Source organism: Methylobacterium sp. 17Sr1-1 (assembly GCF_003173775.1).
Classification (GTDB): Bacteria; Pseudomonadota; Alphaproteobacteria; order Rhizobiales; family Beijerinckiaceae; genus Methylobacterium.
Genome location: NZ_CP029552.1, coordinates 2,313,872 through 2,330,653 on the forward strand (window position 1 = coordinate 2,313,872; position 16,782 = coordinate 2,330,653).

A 16,782-nucleotide genomic window follows, 5' to 3' on the forward strand; every position below is an offset into this window, starting at 1 on the left:
GCGGCGGACGGACGGGACGGCCGGCTGCTGCGGGTGTATGGGAGGCTCGCCGCACACCCGCCGGATCGTCGATGGCCGATCCTCGACGGGACACGCGGCGGGAGCGGTCCGCGCGAGGACCGCCAGGGGAGCGAAGCGGGCAATGGATGCGCGAGCGGGCGAGGGCGGCGTGGCCGTGGAAGCGTCGGTGACCGGGCCGCCGGTGGAGGTCGTGACCAGGGCCGTGCCGCCGGCCGCAGCGGCGGCCGGTCCCGCGGCTGTGGTGCTCGGGGGCTTGAGCCTGTCGCACCTCCTCAACGACATGATTCAGTCGCTGCTGCCGGCGATCTATCCTCTCCTGAAGCAGGCCTACAGCCTGGATTTCGGCCAGATCGGCTTCCTGACCCTGGCCTTCCAGCTCACCGCCTCGCTGCTGCAGCCGGTGGTCGGGCTGTTCACCGACAAGCGGCCGATGCCGTTCTCGCTCGCCGCCGGCATGCTGCTGTCGCTCTGCGGCCTGCTGCTCCTGTCCCATGCCGGCTCGTACGGCCTCCTGGTGACGGCCGCCTGCCTCGTCGGCCTCGGCTCGGCGATCTTCCACCCGGAGGCCTCGCGGGTCGCCCGCCTCGCCTCGGGCGGGCGCTACGGCCTCGCGCAGTCGGTGTTCCAGGTCGGCGGCAATGCCGGCACGGCGCTCGGCCCGGTGCTCGCCGCCTTCATCGTGGTGCCCTTCGGCCAGCCGAGCGTCGCCCTGTTCGCGGTCGCGGCGCTCGCCGGGTTCGTGGTGCTGAGCCTCGTCGGGCGCTGGTACCGCGACCGGCTCCGGGCCGGGGCCGCGCGGGGCAAGAAGGGAGCTTCGGGCGCCCGAGCGCTGCCGCGCGCGAAGGTGGTCGGCACCATCGCGGTGCTGCTGGTGCTGATCTTCTCCAAGTATTTCTACATGGCGAGCCTCAGCTCGTACTTCACCTTCTACCTGATCCACCGCTTCGGCGTGTCGGTGCAGCAGTCGCAGCTCTACCTGTTCGTGTTCCTCGGCGCGGTCGCGGCCGGCACGGTGGTGGGCGGGCCGATCGGCGACCGGTTCGGCCGCAAGGTGGTGATCTGGGGCTCGATCCTCGGCGTCCTGCCCTTCACCCTGGCGCTGCCGCACGCCAACCTGTTCTGGACCGTGGCGCTGACCGTGCCGATCGGCCTGATCCTGGCCTCGGCGATGCCGGCGATCCTGGTCTACGCCCAGGAGTTGCTGCCCGGGCGGGTCGGGCTTGTGGGCGGCCTGTTCTTCGGCTTCGCCTTCGGGATGGGGGGCCTGGGCGCCGCGATCCTGGGCGAGGTCGCCGACCACACCAGCATCGAGTTCGTCTACCGGATCTGCGCCTTCCTGCCGGCGGTGGGCCTGCTCGCGGCGTTCCTGCCGCGGCTCGAAGCGCCCAAGCCGGCCTAAGCGAGCCTCAATGCACCTCGCAGGGGCGGCATCGGCCGCCCCTGCCGCTTCGCGTCACCCGGTCCTTCGTTACCCGGTCCTTCGTTACCCGGTCTTGGCGACGGTCTGGATCGTCTCGAACCCCTCGAATTGCGGGTGGCCGAGATAGAGCGGCTTCGTCCCCGGGGCACGGCTATGTGCCTTGCGGAACTGCTCGGAGCGGGTCCAGGCCTCGAAATCGGCCTTCGAGGACCAGATCGTGTGCGAGGCGTAGAGGATGTGATCCTCGGCTTCCGGCCCGCGCAGCAGGTGGAACTCGACGAAGCCCGGCATCTCCCCCAGATGGCTGTCGCGCCCGAGCCAGACTTGCTCGAAGTCCTGGGCGGCGTCCTTGTAGACCTTGAACCGGTTCATGGCGATGAACATGACGGGCGTCCCTCTCGGCGTTCGCACGGCCCCATACTAACGGCCCGGGATGCTCCCGCATCGGGCCGTCGGACCCACTCGACATCGTCGATGCCGAGCCCGAACAACCGGAAGACCGGGTTCGGCGACAATGCGGGGATGGAACCACAGGTCGTCGTCGACGGCCTGTGGTCTTGCGGGCCCGGCCGGTGAGATGGGAACCGTTGCGCGATCGACAAGGTGACCCGGCGGGGGCAGCCGGAACCCACCGGAGGGCCACCTGCGCGAGCGGTCCTCCTCAGTATTTTTTTCACCTTTGTTCCCTTGGGGAATTCGCTCGGAGCGTGTAGACGTGAGTTGGGTTGCATGGCAGACCCGCATCCGCGTCGTCAGCTTGGCGACAGGGTAGCCTCGAGCGGACGGGGACGAGTGGTTTTCCCGCACCCGGTCCGGAGCGAACGCTCCGGCGGGGCGGGCGAGCCAGGATCGGGACGGGCGAACGGGGGAGTGAGCGGACCGGATGCGAGGCGTCTTCGCTGCCGGCCCGGTGACGAACGTCAGCGAGGGGGCCGGAGCGGGGAGCGCCGGCCGGCGCGGGCATGGACGACGCGGGACGGCGGCCCTCTGGAATCGGGGAGGGGGCTTCCGGCAAGCCAGCACGTGAGATGTCGAGGACCGATGCCCAAGCAAACCACTGAGGTCGACCGTCTCGTCGGAGTCCGCATCACGGCCCTGCGCAAGGCCAAGGGGCTGAGCCAGACAGCCCTGGGCAACGCCGTCGGCGTGACCTTCCAGCAGGTGCAGAAATACGAGAAGGGGCAGAACCGCGTCGGCGCCGGCCGCCTGCGCGAGATCGCCCGGTTGCTCGAAGTGCCGGTCTCGGCCTTCTTCGAGGACCAGACCGGCGGCGAGACCGGCGACGACAACGTGTTCGGCTTCCTGAGCGCCCAGGGCGCGATCGAGCTCCTGCGCGCCTACGTGCAGATCGAGGACGAGCAGCTGCGCCGCGAGGTGCTGGCGATCGTCCGCTCCGCCGCCCGCCTCGGTCGCCACGCCGCGGCGGTGAACGGCGAGGACAGCGCCGCCGCCGAGTAGAGGCGGGGCTGCTTTTCAACGCAGCCCGACGAGGTGGAAGAAGCTGCCGCTGACCCGGCCGCGCCGGTGCCCGGCGAGGCCCGGGCTGCGGCCTTCCGCGTCCGTCACCTCGGCCAGGGCCTCGTCGGGCCCCGGGGGCGGGGTGAGTTCGCTCGCGTAGTGGAACTCGTGGCCGACGAGGCCCTGCCCGGCGGTCCCGAGGGCGCCGCCGCCGACGAGCGTCGCGATCCGGTAGCCGAGATGCAGGCGGCGCTTCGCGTAGGAGGTCGCGACCGGCAGCAGGCCGGCCATGCGGTGGGTCGTGCCCTCCGCATCCTCCAGGCTCTCTCCCAGCACCATGTAGCCGCCGCACTCGCCGTGGACCGCCCGGGTTTGCGCGAAGGCGCGCAGCCCGTCGAGGAAGCGCGACGCGGCGGCGATCCGGCCGGCATGCAGCTCCGGATAGCCGCCGGGCAGCCAGCAGGCGTCGCAACCGGCCGGCGGCGCCTCGTCGGCCAGCGGCGAGAAAGGCACGATCTCGGCCCCGGCGGCGCGCCAGCCGGCCTCGAGATGCGGGTAGACGAACGAGAACGCCGCGTCGCGCGCGACCGCGAGGCGCTGGCCGGGCGGCGGCGGCAGGTGACCGATCGCCGGCTCCGGGACGCGCCCGGCGGCGGCGGCCACCACCGCGTCGAGGTCGATCGAGGCCTCCGCCAGATCGGCGAGGCGGTCGAGGCGGGCGTCGAGGTCCGCGGTCTCGCCGGCCTGGATCAGCCCGAGATGGCGCTCGGGGAGAACCAGCGCGGCCTCCCGCGGTACCGCGCCGAGGACCGGGATCCCGACCCGGGTCAGCCCCACCTCGACGAGGCGGCGATGGCGCGGGCTTGCCACCTTGTTGAGGATCACGCCGGCCAGCCGCAGGCGCGGGTCGTAGGCCCGGACCCCGAGGGCGGTGGCGGCGGCCGATTGCGCCGCGCCCGAAACGTCGAGAACCAGCACCACCGGCCAGCCGTAGCGGGCGGCGATGTCGGCATTGGCGCCGCTGCGGCCCTCTTCCGCCACCACGCCGTCGAACAGGCCCATCGAGCCCTCGGCGATCAGGAGATCGGAGTCCGCGCCGGCCCGGCCCGCCACCGCGTCGAGGAGGGCGCCGTCCATGGCGAAGCTGTCGAGGTTGTAGCTCGGCCGGCCGGTGGCGGCGGCGTGGAAGGCCGGGTCGATGTAGTCCGGCCCGCATTTCGCCCCGGCGACCGAGAGCCCCCGGCGGCGCAGGGCCCGCAGCAGGGCGAGGGTCACGGTGGTCTTGCCGGAGCCGGAGCGGGCGGCGGCGACGAGGAGGCCACGGGCGGGGCGTGCGGTCACGACGGGTTCCATTGTCTCGCGCGAACGGCGCGCATTCACCGCGCCGGCCCGCGGTGATACCACGCCGCATGGATGCGACACGACCACGGGAGACCCTGCGCCGCGGCTGGACCACCGGCGCCTGCGCGGCCGCCGCCGCCAAGGCGGCCTATGCGGGCCTCGTCACCGGTGTTTTCCCGGACCCGGTCGAGATCCCGCTGCCGAGCGGCGCCCGCCCGGCCTTCGCCCTGGCGCGGACCGGCACGATCGAGGACGGCGCCCTCGCCGGGGTGGTGAAGGATGCGGGCGACGACCCGGACGTGACCCACGGGGTCCTGGTCCTGGCGACCGTCCGGCGCGGCGTGCCGGGCTCCGGCGTCGCGTTCCGGGCCGGGCCCGGCGTCGGCACCGTGACCCGGGCCGGCCTGCCGCTGCCGGTCGGCGAGCCGGCGATCAATCCGATGCCCCGGCGCATGATCGCTGCGGCGATCATGGAGGCGGCGACCGGCCTCGGCGGTCCGGCGGACGTGGTGGTGGAGATCGCGATCCCCGGCGGCGAGGCGCTGGCGCAGAAAACCCTGAACCCGCGGCTCGGCATCCTCGGCGGCCTGTCGGTGCTCGGCACCACCGGGGTGGTGGTGCCCTATTCCTGCGCCGCCTGGATCGACAGCATCCACCGCGGCATCGACGTCGCCCGCGCCGGCGCCCTCGACCACGTCGCGGGCGCCACCGGATCGACCTCGGAGGAGGCGGTGGCCCGCCTCTACGATCTGCCGCCCCAGGCCTTGATCGACATGGGCGACTTCGCCGGCGGCATGCTGAAATACCTGCGCCGCCATCCCGTCCCGCGGGTCACGGTGGCCGGCGGCATCGCCAAGATGGCGAAGCTCGGCCACGGCCTCCTCGACCTGCATTCCCGCTCCGGCCCGGTCGACCTCGCTTGGCTGTCGGAGCGGGTGGTGGAGGCCGGCGGCGCGCCCGACCTCGCCCGGCGGGCGGCGGGGGCGAACACGGCGCTGGAGGTGCTGCAACTGGCGCAAGGCAGCGACCTGCCGCTCGCCGATCTCGTCGCCCGCTACGCCTGGGCGACGGCGGCGAAGGCGCTCTCGGGCTCGGGCAGCTCGCTGGAGGTGGTGGTGTTCGACCGGGACGGGGGGCTGGTCGGGCGGGCGCCGTTCCATCCGGTGGGGTGAGCGGCTTGGCCTCGCAGCGACATGGCCGACGCCCGCCCGGTCGCGGCCAGCCCCCAAGTCTGCCCCAGATTCAAGTCTGCGCCGAAATGAGGATCGTCGGTTCCCAACGTCACCATAACCGGGCTGCAAAAGACCGCAGGTTCATGCCATACCCGATCCCGATGCGGCCACGCGATCCGGCGGCGTGACCCGCCCTGCATCCGCCGGGGAGGGCGCGCGCCCGGCCGGTTCCGCTGGGGACCCTCATGCGCATCCACGTCGGCTGTGAAATGACCTACGACTTCGCGCACGACACGCCGGTCGTCGCGATGCTGAACGTCCACGCCTCCCGGTTCTCCGATCTCGAGAAGCCGGATTACCTGCTCACGGTGCCGGCCGTCCCCCTGGAAGGCTATCGGGACACGTTCGGGAACTGGTGTAATCGCTTCGTCGCTCCGACCGGGCGCTTCACGCTCAGGACGGACACGATCGTGCGCGACCACGGCAACTGGGACATGACCGACACGGCGGCGCGACAGGAGGCCGTGCAAAGCCTGCCCGCGGAGACGCTGCTCTACCTTCTCGGCAGCCGGTACTGCGAGACCGACCGCCTGTCGCAGACCGCCTGGGACCTGTTCGGGACCACGGAGCCGGGATGGGCGCGGGTGCAGGCGATCTGCGACTACGTGCACGACCGCATCGGCTTCGGCTACGAGCATTCGCGATCCACCCGCACGGCGTTGGACGCCTTCGAGGAGCGGCGCGGCGTGTGCCGCGACTACGCCCACCTCGCGATCGCCTTCTGCCGCTGCCTCAACATCCCGGCCCGCTACTGCACGGGCTACATCAGCGACATCGGCCTGCCGCCGCCGCATTCCCCGGGCGATTTCGCGGCCTGGATGGAGGTCTATCTGGGCGGCCGCTGGCATACGTTCGATCCACGCAACAACAGCCCGCGCATCGGCCGGATCCTGATCGCCTACGGACGCGACGCGGCCGACGTCCCCCTGACGCTGACATTCGGGCCGAACACCCTCGTGAACTTCACGGTGACGACCCAGGAGGCACAACCGATCGCTACGTGACGAGTTTCAGGACCGTGGCCCGTGACCGGCCACGCGCTCATCCTCGCGTGGTCGTGTGTTCGCCGGGACCGGTCGGAGCGGCGACGGCCCCGCCCGGCCGGAACCGCCGGTCGTAATCCGCCGCGTACAACGCGCTCTCGCGAAACGTCGTCGCCCCGAGCGCCGGGCCGACCAGGATCAGCGCCGTGCGCTCCAGCCCCGCCGCAGCGACTTGGCCCCCGATATCGGCCAGGGTCCCGCGCAGGACCCGCTCGTCCGGCCAGGTGGCGCGAAAGACCACGGCGGCCGGGCAGTCCGGGCCGTAATGCGGGATCAGCTCGGCCACCACAGCCTCGATGACGTGGATCGACAGGTGCACGGCGAGCGTCGCGCGGGTCGCCGCGAAGGCGTCGAGGCGCTCGGTCTCCGGCATCGCCGAGGCGCGGCCGCTGGTGCGGGTGAGCACCACCGACTGCGCCACCTCCGGCACCGTCAGCTCGCGTCCCAGCACGGCCGCTGCCGCCGCGAAGGAGGGCACTCCGGGGGTGAGATCGTAGGGGATGCCGAGGCGATCGAGGCGCCGGGTCTGCTCGGCCACCGCGCTCCAGATCGACAGGTCGCCGGAATGCAGCCGCGCCACCTCGAGACCGGCCGCGTGGGCCGCCGCCATCTCGGCGACGATCGCGTCGAGGGAGAGGGGCGCGGTGTCGACGATCCGGGCGCCTTCGGGGCACCAGGACAGGATCTCCGGCGCCACGAGCGAGCCGGCATGCAGGCAGACCGGGCAGCGGGCGATGAGGTCGCGGCCGCGCACGGTGATGAGGTCGGCCGCGCCCGGGCCGGCGCCGATGAAGTGGATCATGACGAAAGGGCGTCTCCGCTGGCGGCGAGCGCGCAGGTGGCGCCCGCCGAGGCGATGCGGGGCAGGACGAGGCGGCCATCGGGGCCGGCGGCCGCGAGGGCCGCCGCTTCGGCCAGCGACCCGACGCCGCGCAGGGCCTCGATGCGGACCGAGCGGGTGACGACGCGGCGGCCGGCCTCGCGCAGGGCCTCGACCCCGATGGCGACGAGGGGCACGCCCAGGGACTCGGCCGCCTCGACGATGGCCCGGTCGCCGGCCCGGTCCGCGGCGGTGGCGAGCGCGGCGAGCCGCGCGCCCGGCAGGTCGGCCTGGCGCAAGGCGTCGGCCACCAGCGCAAGGATCTCGTCGGCCGTGGTGGCGTGGCGGAAGCCGATGCCGGCGATCAGCGCACGGGGCGCGTCGGTCCCGGGGGTGCGGGCGAGGCCGTGCAGGAGAGGTGGCGGCGGGGCGCTGCCTGGAACCCGTGCCTGGATGATCGCGGGCGTCACGGCTTCGTCAGCGCCCATTGCGTCACCGGCATCGCAGGGCGCCAGCCGGTGAGGTGGCCGACCGGCTCGGCCCGCGCGACCGAGAGGCGCCGCAAGCTGCCGCCGCGCTCGGAATGCAGGCGCAGCAGCAGCGCCTCGCTCTCCAGCGTCACCGCGTTGGCCACGAGACGCCCGCCCGTCGGCAGAGCCTCCAGCACCGCCTCGACCAGGGCCGGATCGGAGACCCCGCCGCCGAGGAAGGCCGCGTCCGGCGCCGGCAGCCCGGTGAGGCTTTTTGGCGCCCGCCCGACCACCACCCGGAGGTCCGGCACGCCGAGGTTCAGCGCGTTGCGGCGGATGCGGGCGGCGCGCTCCTCCCTGGCCTCGACCGCGACCGCGCGGTTGGCGGCATGGCGCAGGCACCATTCGATGCCGATCGACCCGGAGCCGGCGCCGACATCCCACAGGAGCTGGCCGGCGCGGGGCCGCAACGCCGCGAGGGTGACGGCGCGGATCTCGGCCTTGGTGAGCTGGCCGTCGTTCTCGAACCAGGCATCGTCGAGGCCGGGGCTGAGCGGGATCACCCGCGCGTCGGCCTCCGCCGCCACCTCGATCGCGACCGTGTTGAGCGGGTCGATCCCGTTCTCCGAGAAGTCCGCGGCGAGGCCGGCGCGGCGGTGCTCGCGGGGACCGCCCATCGCCTCGAGCACGGTCAGGCGCGAGCGCGGGAAGCCGCGCTCGGTGAGAAGGCCCGCCAGCCTCGCCGGCGTCGTCCCGTCCCAGGACAGGACGAGGAGCCGGGCCCCGGGCTGGAGATGCGGGATCACCCGCTCCGGCGCCCGCCCGTGCAGGGTCAGGCAGACGGTCTCGGCCAGCGGCCAGCCGAGGCGGGCGGCCGCGAGGCTGAAGGCGGAGGCCTGCGGGAAGGCGGCGATCTCCCCCGCCGGCACCAGCCGCGCCAGTTCGGCGCCGACGCCGTAGTGAAAAGGATCGCCGGTGGCGAGGACGCAGGTCGGTCGCCCGCGCCGGGCGAGGATCGCCGGATAGGCGTCGGAGAGCGGGCTCGGCCAGGCCAGGGTCTCGGCGGACAGCGGCGCGGCGAGGTCGAGGTGGCGGCGCCCGCCGATCACCAGCCCGGCGCGATCGAGGGCGGCCGTTGCCGCCAGCGACAGCCCGGCCCGCCCGTCCTCGCCGATGCCGACGATGAACAGCCACGGTGACAGGCTCGACTCGGGGGAAGCCTCAGGCGAGAAGGCGGCCATGCGCATCCTCATCCTGGGCGGTACCACCGAGGCCGCGGGGCTGGTCCGGCTGCTCGCCGGCCGGCCCGATTTCGACGTCACCCTGTCGCTCGCCGGGCGCACGGCGGCGCCCCTCGCCCTGCCGGCGCGCACCCGCATCGGCGGCTTCGGCGGGGCGGAGGGATTGGCGGCCTATCTGAGAGACCACGCCATCGCGGCTTTGGTCGACGTCACGCATCCCTTCGCCAGACTCATCTCCCGCAACGCCGCGGAGGCCAGCCGGGCAACGGGCGTGCCGCTCCTCGCGGTCCGGCGGCCGGCCTGGACGCGGGAGCCCGGCGACGAGTGGCGCGAGGTCGACAGCGTGGCGGAGGCCGTGCCGGCCCTCGGCGAGACCCCACGCGGCGTGTTCCTGACGGTCGGCCGGCTCGAACTCGCCGCCTTCGCGGCGGCGCCCCAGCACCGCTACCTCGTGCGCACCATCGAGCCGATCGGCGACGCGCTGCCGGGACTCGACGTCACGGCGATCGAGGCCCGCGGCCCCTTCGGCGCGGCGGAGGAGGAGGATCTGATGCGCCGCCACGGCGTCGAGGTGCTGGCGACCAAGAATTCCGGCGGGGCGGCGACCTACGGCAAGATCGCGGCCGCGCGGTCCTTGGGCCTGCCGGTGGTGATCGTGCGGCAGCCCCGCCTGCCAGAGGTCGCGGAGGTGGGGGAGGCCCGTGACGCCCTGGCCTGGCTGGAGGCTCATCGGGCGACGGACCGCGGCGTGTAGACGAACGGCGTCCCGCCGTCCCGTGGAATCAGCCGGGTCGCGCTCGCCCCGACCATCACCAGGGTCGCCATGTCGGCGGATGCGTCGCGGGCCTCGGCCAGGGACAGGATGCGGATCGCCTCGTCGGGCCGGCCGACGGCGCGGGCGAGGATCACCGGGGTGTCGGGCGCGCGATGCTCGGCCGCGAGGCCCAACGCCGCGCCGAGCTGCCAGGGTCGCGCCCGCGAGATCGGGTTGTAGAGCGCCACCACGAGGTCGGCGGCGAACACGGCGTTCAGCCGGGCGGTGATGACCTCCCAGGGCTTCAGGTTGTCCGACAGCGAGATCGCGCAGAAATCGCCGCCGAGCGGGGCGCCGACCCGGGCGGCCGCCGCCAGCATCGCGGTGATGCCGGGCTCGACCGTGATGGCGAGCGTCCGCCAGGCCGGATCGCCGGCCTCCAGCGCCTCGAAGACCGCCGCCGCCATGGCGAAGACGCCCGGATCGCCCCCCGACACCACCGCGACCCGGCGGCCCGCCGCGGCGAGCTCCAGGGCGTGGCGGGCGCGGTCGATCTCGACCCGGTTGTCGCTGGCGTGGCGCACGAGGTCCGGCCGCTCCGGTACCCGGGCGACGTAGGGGAAATACCCGATCAGGTCCTGCGCCGCGTCGAGCGCCGCGGAGGCGGCCGGCGTCAGGTAGCGCGGGTCGCCGGGCCCGAGGCCGATCACCGTAACGGAGCCGCTCACGGCCGGCGGCCCTCGCCCGGCACCAGCACCATCGAGAAATAGGGCGCGCGGTCGTCCGGCTTCTGGCTGAGCGGCGTCACGCTCTCGCCCGTCATGGTGCCGCGCTCGACATAGACCGCGCGGCCGATCAGCCCGGCCTCGGTCAGCGCCGCGCGCACCTTCGGCAGGTGGCGGCCGAGCTTCATCACCACGGCGGCGTCGGTCGTCTTGAGGCGCGCGACGAGCGTCGCGTGGGGGAGGGTGGCGGGCAGCACCGTCAGCACGTCGTCGCCCCAGGTGATCGGGGTGTTGGCCCGGGTCCAGCAGCCCGACATGCCGGTGACGCCCGGCACCACCTCGACCGGGAACCGGTCCTTCAGGCGGCGCCACAGATGCATGAACGAGCCGTAGAAGAAGGGGTCGCCCTCCGACAGGATCGCCACGTCGCGGCCGGCGCCCAGCACCTCGGCGAGGCGCGCGGCGGCCTCGTCGTAGAAGGCGGCGAGCGCCGCCACGTAGGCCGGATCCTCGGGGTGCAGCTCGGTGGTGTAAGGGTAGGGCAGCGGCCATTCGCGGGCGGCGTCCTGCACCACCGCGTCGGCGATGGTGCGGGCGTTGCCGCGCTTACCCGATTTACAGAAATGCACGAGGTGGTGGGCGCGCTCCAGCACCCGCACCGCCCGCACGGTGAGGTAGTCCGGATCGCCCGGACCCATGCCGACGCCGTAGAGCGTGCCGGTCACCGCCGCAGCCGGAGCGGAGGGGATCTCGGCGGTCTCGGGGGGCGGAAAGCCGGAAGGACCGTCCATCACTCGACCTCGTTGGCGAGCGCGTTGACGGCCGCCGCCGCCATGGCGCTGCCGCCGCGCCGGCCGCGCACCACCAGGAACGGCACCCGCCCGTCCGCGGCGAGCGCATCCTTCGATTCGGCCGCGCCGACGAAGCCGACCGGCACGCCGATCACGGCGGCGGGCGGCGCCACGCCCTCGTCCAGCATCTCGAGCAGGCGAAAGAGGGCGGTCGGCGCGTTGCCGACGGCCACCACCGACCCGGCGAGCCGGTCGCGCCACAATTCCATCGCGGCGGCGGTGCGGGTGGTGTCGAGGGTTTTTGCCAGATCCGGCACCCGGGGATCGGAGAGGGTGCAGATCACCTCGTTGGCCGCAGGCAGCCGCGCCCGGGTGACGCCGTCGGCGACCATGCGGGCGTCGCACAGGATCGGGGCGCCCCGGCGCAGCGCATTCTCCGCCGCTTCGGCGAAATCCGGCGACAGATCGATGTCGGCGGGCAGGTCGGTCATGCCGCAGGCGTGGATCATCCGCACCGCCACCCGCTCGGCGGCGCCGTGGAAGCGCGCGAGGTCGGATTCGGCGCGAATCATCGCGAAGGAGCGCGCGTAGATGGCGGCGCCGTCGCGGATATAGTCGAGGCGCGGGTTCATGCGGGCTCCCGGAATGCGTCTCTCAGGTCCGAAGCGACATCAGGGGCAGGTCGGACTCGCACGCTCTCTAGCCGCTCCAGCACGGCACCGAAAGTGAGGACGAGGTCGGTCTCGGCCCCGGCGTTGCCCTCCAGCACCACCCCGTAGCGGCCATCCGCCCGGCCGACCAGCGTGAGGGTAGCGGGACCGGGCAGGGCGCAGCCCTTCGGGCAGCCGGAGACGTGGGCGGTGGCGCTCAGCCCCGCGAGGGGCGCGAAGGCGGCGGCGAGGCGATGCGCATCGGCTTGCGCCGGCGTGCCGCCGGAGGCGCAGGCCGGCGCGCCCGGGCAGGCGGCGACGGACCGGCGCGAGTCGGCGGGATCGACGATCAGGCCGACGGCCTCGACCTCGTTGCGCAGGGTGTCGGCGGTGGGTTCGTCGTAGGCGGTGAGAGCGATGCCGCGGCCCGGCGTGAGGGCGAGGTGGCCGTCGCCGTGCGATTCGCTCCAGCCGGCGATGCGGTCGAGCAGGGCGGCGTCGCAGCGGCCGAAGGGGAGTTCCGCGAGGAGGGTGCGGCCGTGCAGGCCGGCGGGAAGGGCGGTGGTCGCCGGGGGGGCCTCGCCCGGCGTGAGATCGGCCAGGAGGGCGTCGCGCTGCGGCGGCGAGAGCGCGCGCATCCGGCGGGCACCGGAGGCGGCGAGGCCGTCGAGGAGGGTGCGCAGGGTGGCGAGGGCGACGGGAGCGGGGAGCGGCGCGAGCCAATACGGGCCGTCGGGGGTAGCGACGGCGAGTTGGAGCGCGGGCAGTGATTCCCGTCTCACGTCGACATCGCCGCTCAGTTGCGTGTCGGTCCCAGGAATAGGCGCGGGATCCCCTCTCCCGAGTGGGAGAGGAGTAGGGGCGATCGAAGATCGCGCGAGGGTGGCTCGGCTTCCGAACAATGCTGAAGACGTCGAGCTGCGCAGCTCGACGCGTGGCGGCTTGTCCTGAAGCGCGCCACCCTCGCGCGATCTTCGATCGCCCCTACCCATCTCCCACTCGGGAGAGGGGATCCCGCGGGCTTCAGTAATGCCGGATGATCCTGGAATCAGCCGCACCCAGACATCCGCCTCGACCGGCCCGAGCCCGCCCGCCGGATCCTCCACCGCCACCAGCGTCTTCGCCGGCAGCCCGGCGATCTCGCGCCCGATCGCCTCCACCGCCGCGACGACGGCGAGGCCGTCCGCCCCGGCGAGCGGCGCATTCAAGGTCAATCGCTGCGGCCCGCCATCGTGGCGCAGGTCGCCGAGACCCGCCTCGCCCAGGATCGCGACGACGCGTCCGTGGCTCTCCGCCGTCACCCCGCGGATCTGCAGGTTGCCCCGGGCGGTCGCGTCGAGGAGGCCGTTGCCGCCCTCCCGCGCCGCGCGCGCGGCGGCCCGCACCTGATCGGCGCCGAGCCGGCCGGCGACCGGGTGGAGGCGCACGAGGAGGCCGTCGCCGGTCGGCATCGGCCGGGCGAGGCCCGGGCACCAGCCGCGGCGAGGGGCAGGATTCACGGGCGCCGGGGCGACGGGAGCGGGGCTCATTCGGCCGCCTCCCGTGCGTCGAGGGCGGCGAGCGAGTTGCGCCGGCTGCGCCACAGGCCGCGGTCGCGCATGGCGGCGAAGCGGTCGCGCAAGGCCTGCGCGACGCCCGGATTGGCCGCCTCGATCGCCGCGAGCACATCCGGATCGCCCAGATAGGCGTCGTAGAGCCGGTCGATGTCGGCATCCGCGACCGCGTCGGTGGCAGCCGCCATGACGAACACCGCATCCAACCCCTGCGCCAGTTCCTGCGCGCCGCGCCAACCGTGGCGCAGCTGCGCGGCGATCCAGCGCGGATGGGCGAGGCGGCCGCGCACCAGCCGCGCCACGTCCTCGCGGGCGGTGCGGGCGCGGGGCGCCTCGGGGCGGCTGGTATCGAGGCTGTAGAGGACGGGCGTCGCACCCAAGGACGCGGCGGCGGCGGAGAAGCCCCCCATGGCGTCGGCGGCGGCGTCGCCGTCGAGGAGGTCGCGCTCGGCGACGTCGAAGGCGTGGAGATAGGCATCCGCCGCCGCGATCCGGGCGGCGAAATCGGCGTCCGGATCGCCTCCGGCCTCCGATGCGCCGGCCGCCTCGGCGGTGGCGTCGAGATAGGCCCGTGCGAGGTCGCCGCGCCCGCTCCATGCGCCGTCGAGGGCGAGCGCCGCGGTGCCGGCGCCGTAGCGGCCGGGCGCCGCTCCGAACACCCGCGCCGGCGCCTCGCCGCGGCGGCGGCTGGCCGCGAGCGGGTTGTCGGTGTCCTCCTCCTCCCGCGCCGCGACCGCCCGGGCGGCGCGGTCGAGGAGCGCCAGCGTCTCCGGGAAGGTATCGCGGAACGCGCCGGAGACCCGGACCGTCACGTCGATCCGCGGTCGGTCGAGGAGGGCGAGCGGCAGCACCTCGAAGCCGGTCACCCGGGTCGAGGCGTGGTCCCAGACCGGGCGCACGCCCATGAGCGCCAGGGCCTGCGCCACGTCCTCGCCGCCGGTGCGCAGGGTCGGCGAGGCCCAGAGGTCCATGACGAGGCGGGCCGGATACTCGCCCTCGTCCTGGAGGTAGCGCCGCACCACCTCCGCGGCGGCTTTTTCGCCGAGCATCGCGGCGGCCCGGGTCGGGAGCGCCCGGGGATCGAGCGTCGTGAGGTTGCGCCCGGTCGGCAGCACGTCGGCCCGGCCTCGGGCCGGCGAGCCGGCGGGGCCCGGCTCCACGAAGCGGCCGTCGAGGGCCTTCAGCAGCCCCGCCCGCTCGGCCGGGCCGCAGGCGGGATGGGCGTCCGGGCCCTTGCCGAAGACGTGCAGCCCGTCGCGCATCGTCACCTCGGCGAGGTCGCACAGATGCGCGTCGAGGGCGGCGAGCGCGTCGGGCATCGGGGTTGCGCGATCGATCCCGGCCGCCGCGAGGAGCCCCGCATCCTCGGCCCGCTCCAGAATGCCGCGGGCGATGAGGGACGCCCGGCGCGGGTCGAGCACGGTCGCGGCGGAATACTCCTCCACCAGATCGCGTAAGGCGCCGGCCTCGGGATCGAGGCCGGCCTCGGCGGTCTCCGGCGGCAGGTGCCCGATCGTGACGGCACCGATCCGGCGCTTGGCCGGCGCCGCCTCGCCGGGATCGTCGACGATGAAGGGATAGATCACCGGCAGCGCCCCGACCGCGAGCGCCGGCCAGCAGGCGGGGGACAGCGCCACCGCCTTGCCGGGCAGCCACTCGGTGGTGCCGTGGGTGCCGAGATGGATCAGCGCGTCGCACCCCTCCCGGAGGGCCAAGTGGAAGGCGAGGGAGGCGTGGCAGGGCACCGCGTCGGGATCGTGGTAGCCCGCCTTGCGGTCGCCCTTGTGGCCGCGGTCCGGCTGGAGCGCCACCAGCACGCAGCCGGCCCGCACAGCCCGGAACCGGAAGGCCCCGTCTCGGAGAGCCGGATCGTCGGCGGGCTCGCCCCATTCGGCCGCGAGGGCGGCGCGGGCCTCCGCCGGGAGTCGGGCGCGCCAGGCCTCGTAGGCCGCAAGCGGCACCGCGAGGCCCGGAGCCTCTTCGGTGAGGCGGCGCATCAGGGCGTCCGGCTCCGGAATGTCGGAGACGGCGTAGCCCTCGGCCGCCAGGTGGTCGAGGATGGCCCGGGTGCTCGCCGGGGTGTCGAGCCCGACCGCGAATCCGGCCCGGCCGCCCCGGGCCGGGTAATCGGACAGGACGAGGGCGAGGCGGCGCTCGGATCGGGGTTTGGCGGCGAGGCGGGCCCAGGCGGCGGCGCGGTCGGCGGTGGCGGCGATGCCGGAAAGATCCGGCACGGCGCGGCGCTCGCGAAATCCCTCGACCTCCGGCGCCTCCTCCTTGTGCGAGATCGGGAAGCCGGCGAGCCGCCCGTCGAATTCCGGCAAAGCCACCTGCATGGCGAGGTCGGCCGCCCCGAGCCCCCGGCTGGACGCCGCCCAGGCCTCCCGGCCCGCGCCGACCGTGAAGGCCTGGATCACCGGGCAATCCGCCGCGTCGAGGACGAAGCCGGCCTCCTCGCGGGCCGAGAAGGCGGTGGCGGCCACGATCACGGCGGGGCGCTGGGTCGCGACGGCCGTGCGTACCGCCGCCGCCGCCTCCGGGTCCTTGAGGCTCGCCACCGCGACGATGGCGGGCCCGAGGCCCCGCTGCCACAGGGCGGCCGCGAGGGCGGTGACCGGCGCGGTGTCGCCGCCGAGGATCGCCGAGCGGTAGACGAGGACGAGCGCCCGCGGCAGGGCGGAGGCGGGATCGGGCCGGTCGCGCACGCCGCAGCCCGGGCACCAGGCAAAGCCCCGCGGCAGGGCGCGAGGCGGCTCGGCCGCGACCGGCCGGCCGAGCTCGGCGGCGACCCGCGTGAGGAGCCCGCGCAGGTTCTCAAGGCCGCCGGCGCGGAAATAGCCGTCGAGGGTGTCGCGCAGCTCCGGCGCCACCGTCGAGACCGCGTCGAGGCGCGGATCCGGACGGTCGTCTCCCGGCAGCACCGCGAGCGGGATGCCGTGCGCCCGGCAGGTCTCGGAGAGCCGCTCGATGCCGTAGCGCCAGTAATCGAGCCCGCCGAGGCAGCGCACCAGCACGAAGCGGGCGCGGGCGATCACCGCGTCGGCGTAGAGGTCGACCGAGAGCGGGTGGCGCAGCTGCGCGAGCTTGGCGAGACGCAGGCTCGGCCATTCTCCGGGCAGGCCCGCATAGGCGTTCGCCAGACCGGCGAGGTCGGAATCGGTGAAGGACAGGGCGACGATGTCACCGGGCGCCTGGCCCAGATCGACCGCTGCCTCGCCCTCGTCGAGGGAGACCGAATCGATGCGCAGGAGGTGCATCGGCCC

General features: G+C 74.3%; 15 protein-coding genes. 5 read left to right on the forward strand and 10 right to left on the reverse strand.

Annotated features, from left to right (window positions below; genetic code table 11):
• Positions 1-142: 142 nt before the first annotated feature.
• Positions 143-1,420, forward strand: a complete 1,278-nt coding sequence (locus DK412_RS10460) for an MFS transporter (protein WP_109971901.1) — start codon at positions 143-145, stop codon at positions 1,418-1,420.
• A gap of 84 nt (positions 1,421-1,504) precedes the next feature.
• Here DK412_RS10460 and DK412_RS10465 read toward each other — a convergent pair whose 3' ends face one another.
• Complete coding sequence (locus DK412_RS10465) at positions 1,505-1,825, reverse strand: antibiotic biosynthesis monooxygenase (RefSeq protein WP_109971902.1); 321 nt, start codon at positions 1,823-1,825, stop codon at positions 1,505-1,507.
• Positions 1,826-2,482: 657 nt separating this feature from the next.
• Here DK412_RS10465 and DK412_RS10470 point away from each other — a divergent pair.
• Positions 2,483-2,899, forward strand: coding sequence for a helix-turn-helix transcriptional regulator (locus DK412_RS10470; RefSeq protein ID WP_109971903.1), 417 nt, complete (start codon positions 2,483-2,485; stop codon positions 2,897-2,899).
• A gap of 15 nt (positions 2,900-2,914) precedes the next feature.
• On the opposite strand, the gene DK412_RS10475 is transcribed toward DK412_RS10470, so the two are convergent.
• Positions 2,915-4,240, reverse strand: coding sequence for a cobyrinate a,c-diamide synthase (locus DK412_RS10475; RefSeq protein WP_245447545.1), 1,326 nt, complete (start codon positions 4,238-4,240; stop codon positions 2,915-2,917).
• 68 nt (positions 4,241-4,308) lie between these two features.
• Here DK412_RS10475 and DK412_RS10480 point away from each other — a divergent pair, with 68 nt between their 5' ends.
• Both DK412_RS10480 and DK412_RS10485 read left to right on the forward strand, forming a co-directional pair.
• Positions 4,309-5,412, forward strand: a complete 1,104-nt coding sequence (locus DK412_RS10480) for a cobalt-precorrin-5B (C(1))-methyltransferase (protein ID WP_109971905.1) — start codon at positions 4,309-4,311, stop codon at positions 5,410-5,412.
• A 245-nt stretch (positions 5,413-5,657) separates the two neighbouring features.
• Positions 5,658-6,476 (forward strand): transglutaminase family protein, encoded by an 819-nt coding sequence (locus tag DK412_RS10485; protein WP_109971906.1) that lies wholly within the window; start codon positions 5,658-5,660, stop codon positions 6,474-6,476.
• Positions 6,477-6,513: 37 nt separating this feature from the next.
• Here DK412_RS10485 and cobM read toward each other — a convergent pair whose 3' ends face one another.
• From cobM to cbiE, 3 genes are read right to left on the reverse strand one after another with little or no spacing between them, the layout of a single operon-like run.
• Positions 6,514-7,317, reverse strand: a complete 804-nt coding sequence (cobM, locus tag DK412_RS10490) for a precorrin-4 C(11)-methyltransferase (protein WP_109971907.1) — start codon at positions 7,315-7,317, stop codon at positions 6,514-6,516.
• Complete coding sequence (locus DK412_RS10495; protein WP_109971908.1) at positions 7,314-7,823, reverse strand: cobalamin biosynthesis protein; 510 nt, start codon at positions 7,821-7,823, stop codon at positions 7,314-7,316. The genes cobM and DK412_RS10495 overlap by 4 nt, the downstream gene beginning before the upstream one ends.
• Positions 7,802-9,046 carry a precorrin-6y C5,15-methyltransferase (decarboxylating) subunit CbiE gene (gene cbiE / locus DK412_RS10500; RefSeq protein WP_109971909.1) on the reverse strand — a complete coding sequence of 415 codons (1,245 nt, stop codon included), beginning with the start codon at positions 9,044-9,046 and terminating at the stop codon, positions 7,802-7,804. Before cbiE ends, DK412_RS10495 begins: the two co-directional genes overlap by 22 nt.
• Here cbiE and DK412_RS10505 point away from each other — a divergent pair.
• A complete protein-coding gene (locus DK412_RS10505; protein WP_109971910.1) occupies positions 9,045-9,800 on the forward strand; it encodes a cobalt-precorrin-6A reductase in 756 nt (251 codons plus the stop codon). The genes cbiE and DK412_RS10505 overlap by 2 nt on opposite strands.
• Here DK412_RS10505 and cobJ read toward each other — a convergent pair.
• From cobJ to cobN, 5 genes are read right to left on the reverse strand one after another with little or no spacing between them, the layout of a single operon-like run.
• Complete coding sequence (gene cobJ / locus DK412_RS10510) at positions 9,773-10,528, reverse strand: precorrin-3B C(17)-methyltransferase (protein WP_109971911.1); 756 nt, start codon at positions 10,526-10,528, stop codon at positions 9,773-9,775. The two genes, DK412_RS10505 and cobJ, sit on opposite strands and share 28 nt — an antisense overlap.
• A complete protein-coding gene (locus DK412_RS10515; protein WP_109971912.1) occupies positions 10,525-11,316 on the reverse strand; it encodes a precorrin-2 C(20)-methyltransferase in 792 nt (263 codons plus the stop codon). The genes cobJ and DK412_RS10515 overlap by 4 nt, the downstream gene beginning before the upstream one ends.
• Positions 11,316-11,948, reverse strand: coding sequence for a precorrin-8X methylmutase (locus DK412_RS10520; RefSeq protein WP_109971913.1), 633 nt, complete (start codon positions 11,946-11,948; stop codon positions 11,316-11,318). Before DK412_RS10520 ends, DK412_RS10515 begins: the two co-directional genes overlap by 1 nt.
• Complete coding sequence (locus tag DK412_RS10525; RefSeq protein WP_109971914.1) at positions 11,945-13,495, reverse strand: nitrite reductase; 1,551 nt, start codon at positions 13,493-13,495, stop codon at positions 11,945-11,947. Before DK412_RS10525 ends, DK412_RS10520 begins: the two co-directional genes overlap by 4 nt.
• Entirely contained in the window at positions 13,492-16,776 is a 3,285-nt protein-coding gene (cobN, locus tag DK412_RS10530) for a cobaltochelatase subunit CobN (RefSeq protein ID WP_109971915.1), read from the reverse strand. Before cobN ends, DK412_RS10525 begins: the two co-directional genes overlap by 4 nt.
• Between the last annotated feature and the right edge of the window lie 6 nt (positions 16,777-16,782).